General features: G+C 66.5%; 7 protein-coding genes. 4 read left to right on the top strand and 3 right to left on the bottom strand.

Annotation, left to right across the window (positions count from 1 at the left end; translation table 11 throughout):
• Positions 1–65: 65 nt before the first annotated feature.
• Positions 66–812 carry a helix-turn-helix domain containing protein gene (locus tag ACGFX4_RS37790; protein ID WP_393084954.1) on the top strand — a complete coding sequence of 249 codons (747 nt, stop codon included), beginning with the start codon at positions 66–68 and terminating at the stop codon, positions 810–812.
• 660 nt (positions 813–1,472) lie between these two features.
• On the opposite strand, the gene ACGFX4_RS37785 is transcribed toward ACGFX4_RS37790, so the two are convergent.
• Positions 1,473–1,988: a hypothetical protein gene (locus ACGFX4_RS37785; RefSeq protein WP_393084952.1), complete on the bottom strand. Its 516-nt coding sequence runs from the start codon at positions 1,986–1,988 to the stop codon at positions 1,473–1,475.
• A 959-nt stretch (positions 1,989–2,947) separates the two neighbouring features.
• On the opposite strand from ACGFX4_RS37785, the gene ACGFX4_RS37780 reads away from it, so the two are divergent.
• A complete protein-coding gene (locus ACGFX4_RS37780; protein ID WP_393084949.1) occupies positions 2,948–14,980 on the top strand; it encodes a LamG-like jellyroll fold domain-containing protein in 12,033 nt (4,010 codons plus the stop codon).
• 125 nt (positions 14,981–15,105) lie between these two features.
• A complete protein-coding gene (locus tag ACGFX4_RS37775) occupies positions 15,106–15,726 on the top strand; it encodes a hypothetical protein (protein WP_393084946.1) in 621 nt (206 codons plus the stop codon).
• Between the two features lie 409 nt (positions 15,727–16,135).
• On the opposite strand, the gene ACGFX4_RS37770 is transcribed toward ACGFX4_RS37775, so the two are convergent.
• The gene (locus ACGFX4_RS37770; protein ID WP_393084943.1) at positions 16,136–16,279 is read right to left on the bottom strand and encodes a hypothetical protein; all 144 of its coding nucleotides are present in this window, start codon (positions 16,277–16,279) and stop codon (positions 16,136–16,138) included.
• A gap of 360 nt (positions 16,280–16,639) precedes the next feature.
• Between ACGFX4_RS37770 and ACGFX4_RS37765 the strand changes: the two genes are divergently transcribed.
• On the top strand, positions 16,640–17,329 hold the full coding sequence (locus ACGFX4_RS37765; protein ID WP_393084941.1) for a SpoIIE family protein phosphatase: 690 nt from the start codon (positions 16,640–16,642) through the stop codon (positions 17,327–17,329).
• A gap of 41 nt (positions 17,330–17,370) precedes the next feature.
• Here ACGFX4_RS37765 and ACGFX4_RS37760 read toward each other — a convergent pair whose 3' ends face one another.
• Positions 17,371–17,865 (bottom strand): hypothetical protein, encoded by a 495-nt coding sequence (locus ACGFX4_RS37760; RefSeq protein ID WP_393084938.1) that lies wholly within the window; start codon positions 17,863–17,865, stop codon positions 17,371–17,373.
• Between the last annotated feature and the right edge of the window lie 568 nt (positions 17,866–18,433).

Below are 18,433 nucleotides of genomic sequence, written 5' to 3'. Positions count from 1 at the left end.
CCACGAACACCCCCGCCCCCGCACCCTCGACACCGACAGCCTCCACCGGAAGAAGGTGAGCCCCCGTGCCCGACCGCCGACGCCGAGACCGCAACACCCCCGCAGCGCAGCCACAGCAGACCGAGGCCGCACAGCTCACCCAGCAACTCCTCGACGCCGGCTACACCAAACGCCACGTCGCCCAGATCCTCGGCCGCGACCCCAGCCTCGTCTCCCAGTTCTTCACCAAAGGCAAAGGCGCCGCCTTCGTACCCGCGCTGCGCCGCGCCCTCGAGGCCATGCACACCGGCGCCGCCACCACCCCCGAAGAACTCCACGCCGTCGTCGACACCCTGGTCCAACGCCGCACCACCGCTACCGGCCGCAACGCCAGGGTCCGCGCCAAGAACGTCGTCGGCGACACCCACCGCAGCAGCCTGGCCCGCGCCGGAAAGCAGCACATCGCCTCCGGCGCCTCCCGCCTGCGCCCGGTCATCGCCGGGCAGGCCGAGGTCGGCGGCCGCGTCGCCTTCACGGTCCGGGCCAAGAGGAGCGCCTTCGTCTACGACGCGGGCAGTCCCGACGACTCCCCGGGACTTCGCCGAGGCGTGGTCCAACGCGCCGACGGCACGGAGGAACGCTCCTACGGCGCCGGCCTCGGCCCCGGGCAAGCAGGCCTCGACGCCACCGAGTGGAAAGGCCGTGTGGACGCGGCAGGCGGCGACGTCGCCGCCGCGGTCAAGGCGTGGCTCGTGTCCACCCACCGACTCGCACCAGATGCCGTGATCACGCACCTCGAGGTCCGAGGCTGGAGGCCCGCAGGACGGACCTGACCCGGGTCCGGGCGTGACCGAGCGTCCCCGTCGGCCAGCGGGTGCTTCAGCCGGCCGCTTGGACTGCTTGCCGTCAGTCGGCCGCGCTCGCCGGGTATGGCAGCAGTCGGTCCTGGATTCGACGGAGCAGGGTGGCCTCGACCCGATCGGGCGCAGAGGGGGAAAGCCGCACGCCTACTGGGTCCGTCGAATCGCCTCATTCAGCCTGCAGGCCTCCAGCCAGGTCATGACCGCTCTGCGGGCCCTTCCTGGGTGAAGGCGCCATGGGGCGGGGCGGCCGACGCTTCGGAGCGGTTCACTTTGCCGATGGTAATTGACACCGCGTTCCATATTGTCGTGACGGTATGTCAGGCACGCTGGCCGGGGATCCCATTGCGATCACCAGATTCGGCTGGTCGGACCGATGCCCGCCAAGGGTGATAGTGGACATCTCCTTCTCCAAGTCGCACTTTTGGTTGTCCGTCAGCCTACGACCCTCCCAGGACTTGACGGGTCCTCGGGCACTCTACGCGTGAGTGTGCGTCAGGTAGAGGATTGATCGAGTCTCTCGCGCCTCTTCATCATTTTTCAGTGATCGGGTGATGCCGGATCGGCAGGCGTCAAGTGACTGAATCTGGCGGGGATAGCCATCAACCCCGGTGCTTGTTTTATTTTCTCTGGTCAGCCATTGGCATGCAGAAGCTTGATCTGGTCGCGGACCCCACGGCGAATTGCGTCGGCATCCCCAGAGATCGCTGAAACATTGGAAGGAAACCCGGCGCCAGACGGGTCCACGGCAGCGAATCGCTTGGTAGGGTTTCTTTCTGCTGATTCCCTAACCGCAGAATTGGCCCTGCTGCCGGTGGAGATAATGAGGTCGCATCTCCGGTTGAGAAGTGACGCCACGTGCGGAGATGCGGGCCCTTCGAGTGGGAGGTCGAGTCGCTGAACGTTAGCCTTCTGACCTGGTGCTTCTTCCCTCATCACTTGCCAGGTCAGGTCGCCCGCGCTACTTGTCGTCGCTTCCGCCGGGTCGGTGATGAGGCATGCAAGGCCACGCCCGGAAACATCATCGACCTTCACCTGGTTCTTCTCGTCCGAGTCTAGGAAGAAGGTGGCCAGCGCGATGCCTGCCAGGACTATCAGGACGATTGCCAGGGCATTGCGTCGGTGCCACAGATGCTTGGCGGAGGGCACGACTTCTCCCTTTCTTTGCAGCGGGCAAGAGTTGGCCGATGGATCGCCAGCGCGACGCAATGACATAGCAAATCATGCGGCGACAGTCAATCGCTGGAGGTCGCCTGCGCGGCAGGGGTGGAGCCGGTTTCAGGGCGCCTGCGCGACCCGGTGATTCTATGCGCAGTCGCGGCTGGTCAACTCCTGGCTCTGTGTAACGGAATCGTATAGATCGTGACACGACTCTCTAAAATCTTTGCCTGCTGTCATGGACCAAATCGGGCGTGTCCGTAGCGAAGTCACCTAATAGGGAGAGTCTTGGTTCGTACTTTGCATTGCGCTGAAGCAGGCAGACCGGATAGATCTGCGTGTTCCTAGCCCGTTCCGGGCTCGCTTTGCCTGCCAAGGAGTTGACCGTGCCTCGGTCGTCGTCGCGTCACCGTTCCGTTCTGGCCACGCGCCTGTGGTCCCTGGTGGCGGTTGTCGCGGTCCTCGTCCCGCTCTCCACGGAGCCTGCCTGGGCCTTCACGGCGCTCCAGGCTCAGGTGGCGGCTACGCCCAGTACGCCCAAGCAGCTCTCGGGTTCGGCAGACGGCCGGCCTGCCCAGGTCCCGTCGGATGCCACCAAGGCCAAGGCCAAGGGCGCTGGCGTTGCCGGCCGGGGACACGTTCCGGCTCCTGGGGAACAGCCCCAGAGGTCTGACGCGCCGGGAAGTTCGGGAGAGCGTCCCTCGACCAGTCTCGGACAGGAAATGCCTGTCCACGGCGTCGATGTACCTCAGGCCGCCACCCGGCGCATGGACGAGAGTGGCGCGAAGCGGGCAAAGGACACGTTCCGGGAAGAGAAGACCGGTCCGAGCGCAGGTGAAGAGTCCGCGACCACCGTCCAGGGCCCCCCGTCGGCCGGCACGGAGATCCCCGCCGAACGGACCGAGACCTCGTCCGTCTTTCTGAATCCTGACGGCACGAAGACCGTCCGCATGTATACGAGGCCGGTTCACTACAAGAAGGCCGACGGCTCGTGGGACGACATCGACACTGCCTTCTCGCAGGGACGTGACGAGCGCTGGCACGAGGCTGCAAACAAGCCGATGGCGTCGTTCGCGCGGAAGGCGGACGAGCCGGCGCTGGCCAGGTGGACCGTGGACGCCGACCACCAGGTGTCCTACAGCCTCAAGGGAGCCCGCAACGCCGTTGGCAAGGCGAAGGGCAACACGCTCACCTTCCGCGATGCGATGAAGGGCGCCGACCTGCTGTACGAAGGCAACGCGGTCGGTATCAAGGAGACCCTGATCCTGCACGACGCGTCGGCCCCTTCGACGTGGACCTTCCCGCTGGCGCTCACCGGTCTCACCGCGTCGTTGGACAGCAGCGGCAACGCCCAGTTCACCGACGCCGAGGGCAACATCCGTCTGACGATTCCGCGCGGTTACATGGAGGACTCCGCCGTCGACCCGAAGTCGGGAGAGGCGGCCCACTCCGACGCGGTCACCTACCAGCTGACGACGGTCGACGGCGTGCCGGCGCTGGTCGTGAGTCTGGACCAGACGTGGCTCCACGACCCCCAGCGCGTGTTCCCGGTGAAGGTCGACCCGACGACCAACACCACCGTGAACGCAGGCAAGTCGACCTACGTGATGTCTCCGTTCACGGCGAACTACTCCTCGGACGCGGAACTGAAGGTCGGCACCTACGACGGCGGCAGCCACATCGCCAACAGCTACCTCTACTTCCCCGCTGTCTCATCCGCCCTCTACAACGACTACGTCCTGTCCGCCGGACTCGCGATGAACAACATCTGGTCCTACGACTGCGGCCGGCACGACGTCTACGTCAAGCAGATCACCTCCGCGTGGAACCCCAGCACGATCAACACCTATCCAGGCGTCAACCTCGCCGGCGGCGTCGTCGGGCAGGGGAGCTTCGGCGCCGGTACCGGCTGCTCCAACGGAAGCTCGTGGGAGAACATCGACCTCGGGGACGACCCCTCGGCTGCAGGCTCCCAACTGGTGAACAGCTGGGCACACGGCGGAGCCAACTACGGGCTCGCAGTCACCGCCAGCACCTGGGACTCCAACTCGTGGAAAAAATTCTCCAGCGTCAACTCCAGCTACCCCCCGTACCTGTACGTCACCTACACCGACTGGGCGGCGAACATCGGGCTCGCCGGGAGCTACGTCTCACCCACGGCAACCACCAGCGGATCCCAGCAGGTCACGCTGACGAACGTCGCAGCGAACTGGTGGAACTCCTCCAGCATGCAGCTGAAGGCACGTATCTACGACTCGCAGATCCGGGAGGTCGCCAGCGGGCCGCTGACCGGCGTCCCCGGGCTGGTCAAGACGGGTGAATCCGTCACCATGACCGGCATCATCCCGCCCCTTCCCACAGGTCAGAACTTCTCCCTCTGCTGGGACGGCTATGTCGGCGGCACAGCGTCACTCCACGACAACTACGGTGTCCCCTGGCAGAACTGCTTCTCCGTGGCCTCCCAGAACGCCCCACCCCAGGTGGACACGTTCGAGCCCGCTGACGGCACCGTGGTCGGTGTCCTGTCGCCACAGCTGTACGCACTCGGGCATGACCCAGACAGCTCCCCGGGCACCGGCCTGGACTACGACTTCCAGGTCTACAGCGTCCCCGAGGCAGGCGACCCGCAGCTGGTCGTCGAGTCGGGATGGCAATCGAACACCTCGTGGACAGTTCCCGCCGGAAAGCTGAGCTGGAACACGACCTACCTGTGGACCGTGAAGGTCGGCGACCACGGGACCGAAAGCGCGTTCACGCCCTTCAAATCGTTCACAACCACCGTGCAGCAACCGCTGATCACCTCGCGCCTCGGAGAGACCGCGAGTGACAGTTCCGGCAGGTCGTTCGACGCAAAGGTCGGCAACTACACCACAAGCGCCACCGATGCATCTGTCTCTGCGGTGGGACCCGACCTCGAGGTCGCACGCTCCTACAACTCGCTTGACCCCCGCACCTCCACTCTCTTCGGAGCCGGCTGGGCCTCCGCCTACGACATGAGCGTCGTCCCGGACGGCGACACCAGCGGATCGGTGGTCCTCACCACCGCCAGCGGCCGCACCGAGCGATTTGGCCGTAACGACTTCCAGCTCACCCAGCTCGCAGGCATCGGCGACCAGACCGGCGACGGCATCGACGATGTCGTCGCGGTCGACTACGCCACCGGCAAGCTCTGGCTCTACCCCGGCCCCGACTACTCCCAGACCAAGCGCCGCCTGCTCGGCGAAGGCTGGAACGGCGTCTCCCAAGTCACCGGCGCCGACGTCACCGGCGACGGCATCGGCGACGTGATCGCCGTCGTCAACTGGAACGGCTCGCTGCGCATGTTCCCCGGCAAGGCCGGCGGCGGCTTCGGCGACGCGGTGACCATCGGTGCGTCGGGTTGGAACGGCATGACGGGCCTGACCGTCACCCCGCCGCTCGCCGCGGACGGCCGCAAGGACATCGTCGCCATCGAGAAGTCCAGCGGATTCCTCTACGCCTTCCCCATCAACAGCGGCGGCCAGTCCATCAACAACCCCGTCTCGCTCGGCTCCGGCTGGAACGCCATGGCCGACATCGTCGGCGGCGACTTCAACAACGACGGCAAGGGCGACATCGCTGCCGTGCAGAGTGCCAGCGGTAACCTGCTGCGCTACCTTGGCACTGGCAACGCCACGCTCGGCAATTCCTCCCTCGCCAGCCCGAGCACCATCGGCACCCCGGGCAGCTGGTCCGGCATGCGTGACCTCGCCGCGCTCAAGGGCATACCGGGCGATGCCTCCAGCGACATCATCGCGGTCGCCAAGGCCACCGGCGTCCAGTACCTGTACCACAGCGCCGGCGCCACGCCGTGGTCGGATGCGGCCCGCACCACCACCGGCATGTCCCTCTACACCTCCCCCTCCGGGGAGTTCGAGACCCTCGCCAGCACCGCAGCCGGCGGCTGGCAGCTGGCGGACAAGACCGGCACCGTCTACACCTTCAGCCAGCCCTCCGGCACCGGCTACCTCCTGTCGAAGATCACCGACCGGCAGCAGCACAGCCAGAGCCTCGCCTACACCTCGGGCAAACTGACCGCGGTCACCGACGATGCCTCCGGCCGCGCCCTGCACCTGACCTGGACCGCGGACAACCGGCACATCGCGAGCGTCGCAACCGACCCGGTCACCGGCACCGATCAGGCCACCGCCCTCACCTGGACCTACACCTACGACAGTGCCAACCCCGACCGGCTGAACCAGGTCTGCACACCCCCGACCGGCACCAACACCACCCGCCCCTGCACCACCTACGGCTACACCGCCGGCTCCCACTTCCGCAGTGCCGTCCTCGACGCAGCCCCCGCCTCCTACTGGCGCCTGGGCGAAGCCTCCGGCACCACCGCCAGCAGCGAGATCATCGACAACCAGGCCGCCGACAACGGCACCTACACCGCTGTCACTCTCGGGACGGCGGGCGGACCGCTGACCGGATCGGCCACCACCACCGCCGGGTTCGGCTCCACCTCCTCCCTCAAGCTGCCCGACGGCTCGCTGCGCAACAGCTACCTGGCCGTCGGCCTGTGGTTCAAGACCACCACCCCCGGCGTCCTGGTCGGCTACCAGAACCAGAAGCTGGACACCGCCCCCTCCCACGCCTCCCAGCCGCTGTACATCGGCACCGACGGCAAGCTCCGCGGCGAGTTCTACGGCCCCGCGATCGGCTTCAACCCGATCACCACCAGCACCGCGGTCACCGACGGCAAGTGGCACTACGCCGTGCTGTCCGGCGCGGGCGACACCCAGACCCTCTACCTGGACGGCCAGCAGGTCGGCACCCTGGGCGGCGCGATCGACCACCTGGACTGCGACTTCACCTACATCGGCGCCGGCTACACCCAGGGCATCCCGTGGCCCGCGGCGCCCGCCGCCGGTGCGGGTGGCGTCAACCGCTTCTCCGGCCAGATCGCCGAGGTCGCGCTCTATCAGCACGCGCTGGGTGCGCCCGCCGTCACCGCGCAGTGGGCCGCGTCCCAGAACGCCTCCTCGGAGCTGACGAACCTGGCGCTGCCGTCCGGCAAGACCAAGCTCGCCGTCACCTACGACACGCTCAAGGACCGGGCCACCCAGGTCACCGACGCCAACGGCGGCGTGTGGAAGCTGAACGCGCCGACCGTGTCCGGCTCGGAGCAGGAGTACCGCAGCGCGGTCCTCGGCTCCCGCCCGGCCGGCTACTGGCGCCTCGCGGAGAGCTCGGCGAGCCAGGCCGTCAACATGATCAACGTTGCGCGGCCCACCCCGAACAACGGCACCTACTCCAACGTCACCCTCGGCGCCACCGGGCCGATGACCGGCTCCGCCGCCGCCACCTTCGACGGCAAGACGTCCTGGGCGGAGATCCCCGCCGCCTACGCCCCGACCGGGGGCTCCGGCACGCTGAGCCTGTGGTTCAAGACCACCACGGCCGGTGTGCTAATCGGCTACCAGTCCATGCCGATCGGCGCCGCGCCGGTCTCCGGCCAGCAGTGGAACCCCGCCCTGTACGTCGGCACCGACGGCAAGCTCCACGGCCAGTTCTGGACCGGCAACGGCGCCAATACTCTGGCCTCCGCCGCCACCGTGACCGACGGCAAGTGGCACTTCGCCGCCCTGTCCTCCGAGAACCCCACCTCCCAGACCCTCTACCTCGACGGCACCGCCGCCGGCACGCTGAACGCGGCGATCATCCCCAACGGCGACGCCCACGTGTACGTCGGCGCGGGCACGGTCAGCTCCGGCTGGCCGGCCGCACCCACCACCGACCCCTCCGGCCACTTCACCGGCCAGATCGCAGGCGTCGCCGCGTTCGACCACGGCCTCTACTACGGCGACAAGGTCGGCGACCTGTGGCGGCAGGCCGCCAACGGTGCCGCCGCCTACGACGCCGCCGTCGTCGATGCCCGCCCCTCCGGCTACTGGCGCCTGAACGACACCACCGGCAACCAGGCCACCGAATACCTGACCTCCCAGGCCCTCGCCCAGAACCAGGGCACCTACACCAACGTCACCCTCGGCGCCGCCGGACCCTACTCGAGCGGCGGCACCACGGCCGCGTCCTTCAACGGCACCACCTCCAACCTGCAGCTGCCCGCGACCGCTGTGCCGCGCACCGGTGAAGGCGCCACCATCGAGGTCTGGTTCAAGACCGCGAGCGCCGGCGTCATCTACGGCTACCAGTCCTTCCCCCTCGGCTCCGGCACGAGCGGCAACTACAACCCCGGCCTGTACGTCGGCACCGACCACAAGCTCCACGGCCAGATGTGGACGGGCTCCTCCGTCAACACCCCCGTCTCCGACAAGACCGTCGACGACAACGTCTGGCACCACGCCGCGCTCGTGGTCGACACCGGAGGCTCCTCCCAGCAGCTGTACGTAGACGGCGTCGCCAGCGGGGCCCCGCTCGTCGGCGACACGAAGTACAACGGTGACCAGTACGTCTACCTCGGCGCCGGCACCGCCAAGAACTGGCCCTCAGCTCCCGCCGACACCGACGGCCACTTCAACGGCCAGATCGCCGACTTCGCCTTCTACAACTCCACCCTCAGCGCCACAGTCATCAGCCGCCACTACACCCAAGCCACCGCCCCGCCCGGCGAAGGCGTCTCCCAGTCCGCGAACTACCGGTCCGCCATCACCCTGCAGAACCCGAAGGGCTACTGGCGCCTGGACGAACCCGCCGGCGCCACCAAGGCCCAGGACACCCTCGGCACCGCCCTGCCCAACCAGGACCACGGCACCTACAACAACGTCACCCTCGGCACCGCGGGCCCCACCGACACCTGGGACGCCACCGCCGCCACCTTCAACGGCACCACCTCCACCCTGCAGCTCCCCGCCACAGCCGCCCCCATCAAGGGCCCCAACAGCATCGAGCTGTGGTTCAAAACCACCACGCCCGGCGTCCTCTACGCCTACCAGTCCTTCGCCCTCGGCAGCGCCCACACCGCCGCCGTCGACCGATGGAACCCCGCCCTCTACATCGGCACCGACGGCAAGCTCTACGGAGCCCTGTGGACCGGCGACGGCGCCAACGCCATCACCTCGAACAAGACCGTCACCGACAACACCTGGCACCACGCCGTCCTCGCCGGCGACGACAGCGGCCAGACCCTCTACCTCGACGGCGCCCAGGCCGCCGTCAGCACCACCGCCCGGACCGTCTACTACAACGGCTCCGCCTACGCCTACATCGGCGCCGGCACCGCCGAAGGCGGCTGGCCCAACCACCCCACCAACACCGACGGCCGCTTCACCGGCTCCATCGCCGAGGTCGCCTTCTACCCCAGCCGCCTGAACGACGACACCGTCAGCACCCACTACAGGGCCATGGGAAGCGCCGCGGCCAGGACGAAGGTCACCTTCGCCTCCATCACCGACCCGCTCGGCCGCACCGCCACCTGGCGCTGGGACACCCGCACCGGCAAGCTCATCACCACCTACGACACCACCGGCGGCTACACCCGCTACACCTACGACACCCACGGCTACCTCTACACCGTCACCGACCCCAACGGGCACACCGTCACCACCGGCCACGACGAACGCGGCAACACCGTCTCCACCACCACCTGCACCACGGCCGCCGACTGCCACACCTCCTACGCCACCTACGCCCTCGACACCGCCAACCCCTTCAACCCCGCCAACGACCACCAACTGACCGCCAGCGACGCCCGCTCCAAGAACGCCGACGACACCACCTACACCACCACCTATACCTACGACGAAACCGGCAACCCCACCAGCACCACTCTTCCGGCCACGCCCGGATTCACCAACGGCCGCACCACAAACCGCACCTACACCACCGGAACGGAACCCGCCGTCGGGTCCAGCGGCAACCAGCCCAGCGCACTTCCCGCCACAACCACCACCCCAGGTGGACAGACCATCGCCTACGCCTACGACAAGGCAGGCAACCTCACCAGGACCAGCAACGCCGCAGGCCTTGTCACCACCTACGCCTACGACAACCTCGGCCGACTCACCGCCCGCACCGAGAACTGCACCAACTGCGGAACCGGGCAGAACGCAGTCACCACCAACTACACATGGGACGGCCTCGGCAACGCCCTGACCCAGACCGACCCCGCCGCCACCGACGCCGTCACCGGCACCATCCACACCCGCAAGACCACCACGACATACGACAACGACGGCAACCGAACCACCCAGACCGTCTCCGACACCACCGGCGGCGACCCCACCCGCACCACCACCTGGACCTACAACACCACCAATAACCTCCTCGCCAGCACCAAGGACCCCGCCAACCGCACCACCAGCTACACCTACGACGACTACGGCAACGTCACCCAAAAGACCGACCCCACAGGCACCAAGTGGAACTACAGCTACGACGGCCTGAGCCGAAAGCTGCGCACCGGGATCTCCAACTACACCGGTAGCCCGACCAGCCCGGTTCCCTCCCGCTACCAGCTGCTCGAATCACTCGCCTACGACCCGGCCGGCCGCCTCGCGACCGTGACCGACGCGATGGGCCGCACCATCCACCACTACTACTACGACGACGACACCCTCGCCGAGACCGACCTCGACGGCTACCGCAACACCGACGGCACCCAGCGCAACATCGTCCTCGAACAGAACACCTACGACGCCGCAGGGCAACTGATCCAGCAGGTCACCGGAGGCGGCAAAACCACCGTCACCACCAGCTACGACGCCGCAGGCCGCACCACCAGCGCCACCCTCGACCCCGGCGGCCTCAACCGCACCACCACCTACACCTACAACGCCGACGACCGCGTCCTGACAGCTGCCATCGCCGCCGGCAGCGAGTCGCGCCAAATCGACTCCACCTACGACACCGCCGGCAACCTCACCAGAAGCACGATCAAGAACACACCCCAGAACCAGGTCACGACGTTCACCTACGACCAGCGCGGACGCAAGACCAGCGAGACCGCACCGAACGGCAACGTCGCCGGCGGCACCCCGGGCGCCTTCACCACCACCTACGTCCACGACCCCCTGGACAGGCTCACCCAGAAGATCGAGCCCACCGTCACGACGGACGTCTACAACACCTCCACCGGCAGCAACATCCAGCAGCAGACCGCCCCGCTGACCACCTACGGGTACGACACCTTCGGCGACCTGACCTCAGTCGACGACCCCAACGGCAACATCACGACCTACACCTACAACAACAACTCCGAGCAAACCGCAGCCGCCGAGAACGTCTACACGGCACCCGGGACCGCCACACCCATCCGCCCGTCCACCACCGTCGACTACGACACGCTCGGCCGCCCCATCACCACCACCGTCGACCCGACCGGACTCGCCCGCACCACCCAAGCCACCTACGACCAGCTCGGCAACCTCGTCAAGCTCACCGAGCCCCCCGTGAACGGCACCTCGCCGATCTGGAACCGCTCCTACGACCTGAACGGCGAGCTGCTCTCCAGCACCGACCCCACAGGCGCGGTCAACCAGGCGACCTACGACGACCTGGGCCGCCTTATGACGGCAACCGCCATCGTTCGGCAGCCGACCCCGGTGGCCAACACCACAACCTTCAGCTACGACGACGCCGGAAACCTGACCGGGGCAACGGACCCCCGAGGGCACGCCTCCACAGCCGCCTTCAACGCCGCGGCCGAACTCACCTCATCGACTGACTCCCTGGGTAACACCACCAGGTACACCACCAACCTCACAGGCGAGCAGACCCGGGTTCTCCGCCCGGACGGCACCGCGACAGTCACCACGTACGACCAGGTCGACAACGTCATCCAGACCACCGACCTTGCCCCGGACGGAACGACCGAGCTCGCCAGGACGTCAGCCACCTTCGACCCTGACGGCAACCGACTGAACGCTGTCGACGCCAACGGTCACACCACCACGTTCGAGTACGACACCGCGGACGAGCTGATACGCCAGACCCAGCCCACCTCTGCTACCGCCTCGATCACCACCACCTTCGGCCACGACCCCGCCGGGAACCGGACCCGTTTCACCCGGACTCGCACGACCGGCGCCGCGGCCACCGACGTCTACTACACCTACAACACGCTCGGCTTGCCCGAAGCCACCATCGAACCCCCGACCGCTGGCCAAACCGCCGCTGCGGACAGGACCTTCACCACCGCGTACAACGCTGCCCACGAGGTCGTCTCTCATAACTCGCCCGGAGGAATTGCCACCTCCTACACCTACGACCCCGGCGGCAACCTCACATCGCTCGCCGGAACCGGCGCCGCAGCAGTGACCGCGACCCGGAACTTCACCTACGACAAAGCCGGCCGCGTTCTGTCGGCAGTCGCAGGGACCACCACCAACTCGTTCACCTACGACGATCGCGGCCTCGTCCTCAGCCAGTCCGGAACAGGCGGCAGCGCAACCTTCGGCTACGACGCCAACGGCAACATGACCAGCAAGTCGGACCGAGCAGGGGCTGCCTCCTTCGCCTACGACAACGAGGACCGCCTCACCACCATCGACGAGCCCCTCACCAACACCCGGATCACCTACCAGTACGACAACACCGGGCAGCTCCTCTCGGCCGCCTACGGCACCAACGCCTCCAACCGCGCATTCACCTACGACGGACTCCACCACCTCAAGACCGACACGCTCAAGAACCCGGCCGGAACCGCCGAGGCAGCCATCACCTACGCCTACGACCCCGCCGGACGCCTCACCTCCAAAATCACCACAGGCCTCAGCGGGAGCGGAACCAACACCTACAGCTACGACTGGGCCGACCGCCTGACGTCATGGCAGAACGGCACCACCACAACCCCCTACACCTACGACAACAACGGCAACCTCCTCCAATCCGGCACCACCACCTACACCTACGACGACCGCGACCGCCGCATCACCTCCGGAACAACCACCTACACTTACGACGCCCGCGGCGCCCTCACCACAACCACCACCCCCACCGGCACCACCACCAGCACCTACGACGCCTTCGAACAACTCGCCAGCACCGCTGGCTCCACCTACACCTACGACGCCCTCGGCCGGCTCGCCGAAACAGCCGGACGATCCTTCAACTACGACCGAATCAGTAACGACGTCACCTACGACGGCACGCAGACCTTCGACCGCGACCCCGCCGGCCGACTCCTCGCTCTCACCACCAATAACGGCCCCGTCCTGGCACTCTCCGACAGCCACCAGGACCTCATCGCCACCTTCACCGCCACCGGAACCACCCCCACGAGCTCCACGAGCTACGACCCCTGGGGCAAAGTCCTCTCCAGCACCGGCCCCACCACCAACATCGGCTACCAGGACAACTGGACCGACCCCGCAACCAAGCTCGTCAACGCCCACGCCCGCTGGTACGACCCAACAGCAGGAGCCTTCACCAGCCGCGACACCCTCACCCTCGAGCCCACCACAGCCGCACACGCAAACCGCTACGCCTACGGCGACGCCAACCCACTCACCAACACCGACAGATCCGGACACACCAGCTTTGGCGGCGACGGTGGCCACGGCGAGATCACCTCGCTTGACTACCTCGGAGGAAATCCTCCTCAGAGCGGCAGCGGGCTGAAGCGACTCTTCGGCGCGCCCAAGGAAAAGAAGTTTTCCAAGAAGGCCAGTGCGCATGACGCGCGTCGCGAAAACCACGGAGACGGCCCTGAGCAGCGCGAGAACGAGCGGCGTGAGCGGCAGCACCGCGACTCCGAAGTAGAGACAGCCCGGTCGCAGGCGAGACACAACGAAGAAGCAATGGGACGCTGGGAGCGAAGCCTGAACGAGCCAGAGCTTCCCAAGTCAGGAGCGACGCCCGCGCGGGCGCATGGCGGTGAAACCGGCTGGCGTGGTTCCAAGGGAATAGACTCGCCAGCCAAGCAGGCGCCAAACTCGCCCCGTCCCACCTCCAACAACACCAATAATCCGAAGGCCAACAACACCATCACCCGCCAGTCGGGCAAAAGCGTGCCGGGCGATGGCCCGGACCGCCCACGCCAGATCGAATCGGTAGAGGCTCCTGCTGGCTCATCCACCCCCCAGCGAGAAAGTCACCAGCAGGCGGGAGGAAACAACGGATCCGGGTCCGACGCGTGCAGTTTCTCGCCTGAAACGGCGGTCCTCATGGGTGATGGCACCACTAAGGCAATCGCTAATGTTGCACCTGGCGACCAGATTGAAGCAGCCGACCCTGGAACTGGCCGAAGCGCCGGCCCGCGCACAGTCAATGCAACCTGGATCAATCACGACAATGATCTCATTGACCTAACTGTCCAAACGGCTGATGGTTCCCAAAGGACGATCCACACCAACCAGAAACACCCCTTCTGGGATGAAACAACACGGTCGTGGATCCCTGCTGGTAATCTTGTACCCGGCCACGACCTGATCTCTGTCGATGGCGCACATGTTCGGGTCGTCGTGGTTGAACAAATTCCCGGCGCCGCAAACCTGTACAACCTTACTGTCGAAGAGCTTCACACTTACTACGTTCTAGCCGGACTTGTGCCAGTTCTGGTCCACAACTGCGGTGGAACAGACCCGACCCATTCGACCACATGCGTTTGTGCAAGCGGAGCGCAGCCGCGACTTGCGAGCGGTGGATTCGGGACTATGCCGAGTAGCGGTTCTCCTAGACATAACCGCGAATCTGAATATCCGAGCCAATATCGCACGCCGACTCATGAGTATATGGTTACTCGCTTCACGGATGAGGGGCGCGCGGCTGGTGGGTGGCCGACCAGGCCGGATGGAAGTAGAAAACCGAGAAGTGAGCTTACCTGGCGTGACTCGAGCGGTGAGGTGATTGAATTTAATGATCTTACCTATGATCATTCTCCAATGGTTGTAGAGCACTGGAACATGGAGGGGTATAATTCGTCTCGAGCGGAGCGGAACGACTTCTATAATGAAGTCAGCGGCATGACGGCAATGGGTAGGCCGGAAAACTCGTCTCACGGATCCAGGATGGCCCACAGTGGCATCCGGTATCGCCAGGATACGGGGCCTGAGTATAGCCGGTAGGTGGATTTTGGGAGTGTTGGATGGATATTTCGGTTAGGTTGTCTGAGATGCCGGGGGCCAGGGAGGTTCCTGGAATTCCTGAGGCGTGGGAGTGGAGCCCTGCCCCAGGGTTCACACTCCTGGCAATGGTCAGTCTGGATCGCAAGTATGCGTTTCGACTCAACACAATGGATTCGTATGATGCGGGTCTGTGTCGGGCCGTACTTCGATTTGTCCGGGAGCGTGAGCCGGATTTCGTCGGGGATTCCCGGCCGCTGGCTTCCGTGGCGGGCTTTTCATGGCCAGGGTTCGGGTTCGACGTGATTGGTCGGGTTCGCCCCGAGGCGCATCGGCTATTTCCGAAAGACCCGGAGCTTAATCGTGCGGTATTGGGAATTTTTCCTGCATACTCCATGGAGATTTCCGGCTTCGAGTCGGCCGCTCAGGCGGCGGAGCGATTTTCTCGGATGCTCAACCCATCCAACCTTGGGCGTGGCCCGTCCCCGTACGTGTTGATTAGGTTTGATAATCCTCGGACGGGTGCGGGAACAATTGGGGATGAGCCGGTCTTTGTGTCGCGAGAATATGCGCTACACGAGCTCGGCTCGCTGGAGGGCGTTCGCGAGGCATATCTGGAGCTCTGGAACTATCGGAACGAGAAGTGGCGGGTATCGTGGGATGGGGATTGGATCGTCGCGGGCAGTTATTCCGAATTGGAAATTCCTGGCTCGGGGCTTTCTGAGTGGCTTTATTCGGTGATTGGATAGATTGAAGTTACTCGCCGCTCGGCTGGCGGGGCTGGGCCGGTTCGGTTCGCTGCATGTGTGCGCGGATCAAGCGCTTCCGGGCGCGCCCGGATGGCGCAACACGCTCGGTCGCGCAGTGCTGTCACTGGTAACTGATCGTGCGCGTAGGGTAGTCGGGGTCGGTGCGCAGCGAGGATGCCGGCTGCGGGTACTGAACTTGAACTCGTGATGTCGGTCGGCTCGTGGCGGCGGCGGCAGCCTCGATTCGTCAGGGCTTGTGAGCCGCTGACCGCGGGGTCGGTTCGCCCCTTTCGTCCCTCGTGATCGGGGGTGGGGCCGTCGCGTGTCGCTGCGGCTGCGCTCGGGTTCCACGGCACCGAGGGGGTGCGGTTGTCCTCCTTCCTGGGCCTCGTCGGGATGGGGTGGTGGGTCAGGCCGGTGCGGGCAGGGCGCCGAGGCGGTGCCAGCAGGTGGTGAAGGCGCCTGCCCAGGGCCAGGTCTGCGAGAGGGTGAGCCAGCGGCAGCGGGCGTGTCGGGTGAGCTTCGCCGGCAGGTGGTAGAGCCGGTAGCGCATCGTCGCCGGTTCGGCCCCGGCGAGGCCCGGTTGGCGGTCCAGTCCTTGGAGGGCAGGTTGTGCAGGCCCATGGCCTTGTTGCAGCGCACCCGGTCCTCCACCTGTGCGCGGGCCCGGCCGAGGGCGTCCAGCCACTGCGGCTGGTGCGAGCCAGCGATGCCCCGCATGTGCCGGATGTTGGTGGCGGTGATTGCGTACCGCCAGCCGGTGCGCTTTTCGAGGTCGGTGAGCTTCTTGGCCTGTCAGGCGAGGGGCGGCTACGGCGTACGAGCAGCCGCATCCCGGACGGCCAGCCCGGGCGGGTGTTCAGGCCGGTGAGTTCGGCGATGCGCGCGGTGGCCACGGGGGCACGTCCCGCCGGTGCTGGTCCACCCGGACGGGCGCGGCGAGCTGCTGGAGATCCCCACCGGCGCGCCGATCGGCGTCGGCGGGGTGCCGTTCGTGGCGAAGAAGATCGACGTCACGGACGGCTCGATGCTGGTGCTGTGCACCGACGGCCTGGTCGAGTCGCGGGGCGGCGACATAGGGGAGGGGCTGGCCGCGCTCTGCGGCAACCTGATCAATCCCAAGCAGACCCCGGAGGAGGCCTGCGACACCGTCCTGAACACCCTGCACTCGCAGGGCCGACAGGACGATGCCGCGCTGCTGGTGGCCCGCTTCGACGGCGTCCCGCCGACCGAGGTCGCCACCTGGCGGCTCGATGTGCATCCCCGCTCGGTCCGTCTGGCAAGGACGCTGGTCCGGGAGCAGCTGGTGAATTGGGGCCTGACCGGGTTCACCGAGCGGGCCGAACTGTTGGTCTCCGAACTGGTTACCAACGCGGTCCGGGTGGCCAGGACCGAGGTGCAGCTCCAGCTGATCTGCACGGGCAAGTTGCTGGTCGAGGTCAGCGACGACAACCACGACATGCCCTCGCTGGAGCCTGTCGAGCCTTTCGACGAGTGGGGCCGGGGCCTCAACCTGGTTGCGACGCTGGCTGACAAGTGGGGCACCGCCCGCAAGGCAGTCGGCAAGGTCGTCTACTTCGAGCTGCGGCTGCCACGCAGGTAGAAAAGGGCAGGACTCGGGGAGACGGGTGTGGCGGGCGGAGCTCAGGCCGCATCCGGAAGCGCGCTGGGCTGCCGAGGGCCGAAGACGTGGTCGAAGGCGAGGGCGCGGTCGGTGGGGACGAGGAGGTAGGGCGCGCCGGAGCCGGCGGTGGTCCGCGGTCCGTGGATGCCCGTGCCGAGGGCGTCGCCAGGGGTGAGGAGGTCGAGGTTGTCGAAGGCGTAGTACAGCGGCAGTCTGCTCCAGGCGACGAGCTGGAGATGGGCGGTGACGGCGGCGTTCTCTATGGCGTGCCGACTGCTTGTCCGGCTGGTCATCCGGCTCTTGCAGTCGATCATGACGACCTGCCTGTCCCGGGCCGCGATGAGGTCGGGTGTCCAACGAAGGAAGCTGTCGGTGTTGCGGAGGGCCAGGCGGACGGGCTCGCCCATGACTCCCTGGCCCCAGGGGCTGACATCCCAGCCGCGGTGGTTGAGTTCCTCGGTGACGCGTCGCTCGTGGGCGTCACCGATCGCCTTCCTGTCGTGAAAGCTCGGCATGCTGGAAGTGTGGCGCAAGCCGACCCTGACGAAACGACAGGTGCTCCCGGCCCGCACGGGTTCGGCCAGGCCTCTTCGCTGTCCGTGGAGGTTCATGGTTGTCCGTGGTTGTCCGCGTGGGTCCTGGGCTGTCCCAACGTGTCTCACCCTCGCCAGCTTGAACATGACCGGATCCAGCCCCCGTCGACGAAAGGTTCTCCGCGACCTGGATAGCGTCCTGTGCCAGCGGCGTTCGCGCCTCGTGTGCCGGCAGCCTGGCCCCAGGCGATGCTATGTGTCCGCTGGGAGATGGGGGAGCGCCGGAGCAGAGCCGCTCGGGGGCATCTGCCGGTCGCCGGTGAGGGCGTGCGGATCTCACCCCGGGCCTGCCGGACTCGTTTCAGCAGCTGGATTTGCGGAAGGTCACCGCACCCGCACCAGGGAGGAGAGAATCCGACCATGTCATCGCTTCGCGAACCAGCGCCCCGGCCGTGGGTTGCGTCCAGGGAAGTGGTGTACGGGTTCCACCCATTCCGGGGGTTTCGTCCCGGTAGCGGGTGTCACCTGAAAACGTAAGACGGCCATCGGC

It is taken from the genome of Kitasatospora sp. NPDC048365, from assembly GCF_043200835.1.
GTDB lineage: Bacteria > Actinomycetota > Actinomycetes > Streptomycetales > Streptomycetaceae > Kitasatospora > Kitasatospora terrestris.
Note: the sequence above shows the minus strand (reverse complement) of the source record. Positions and strands in the feature narration are given on the sequence as shown.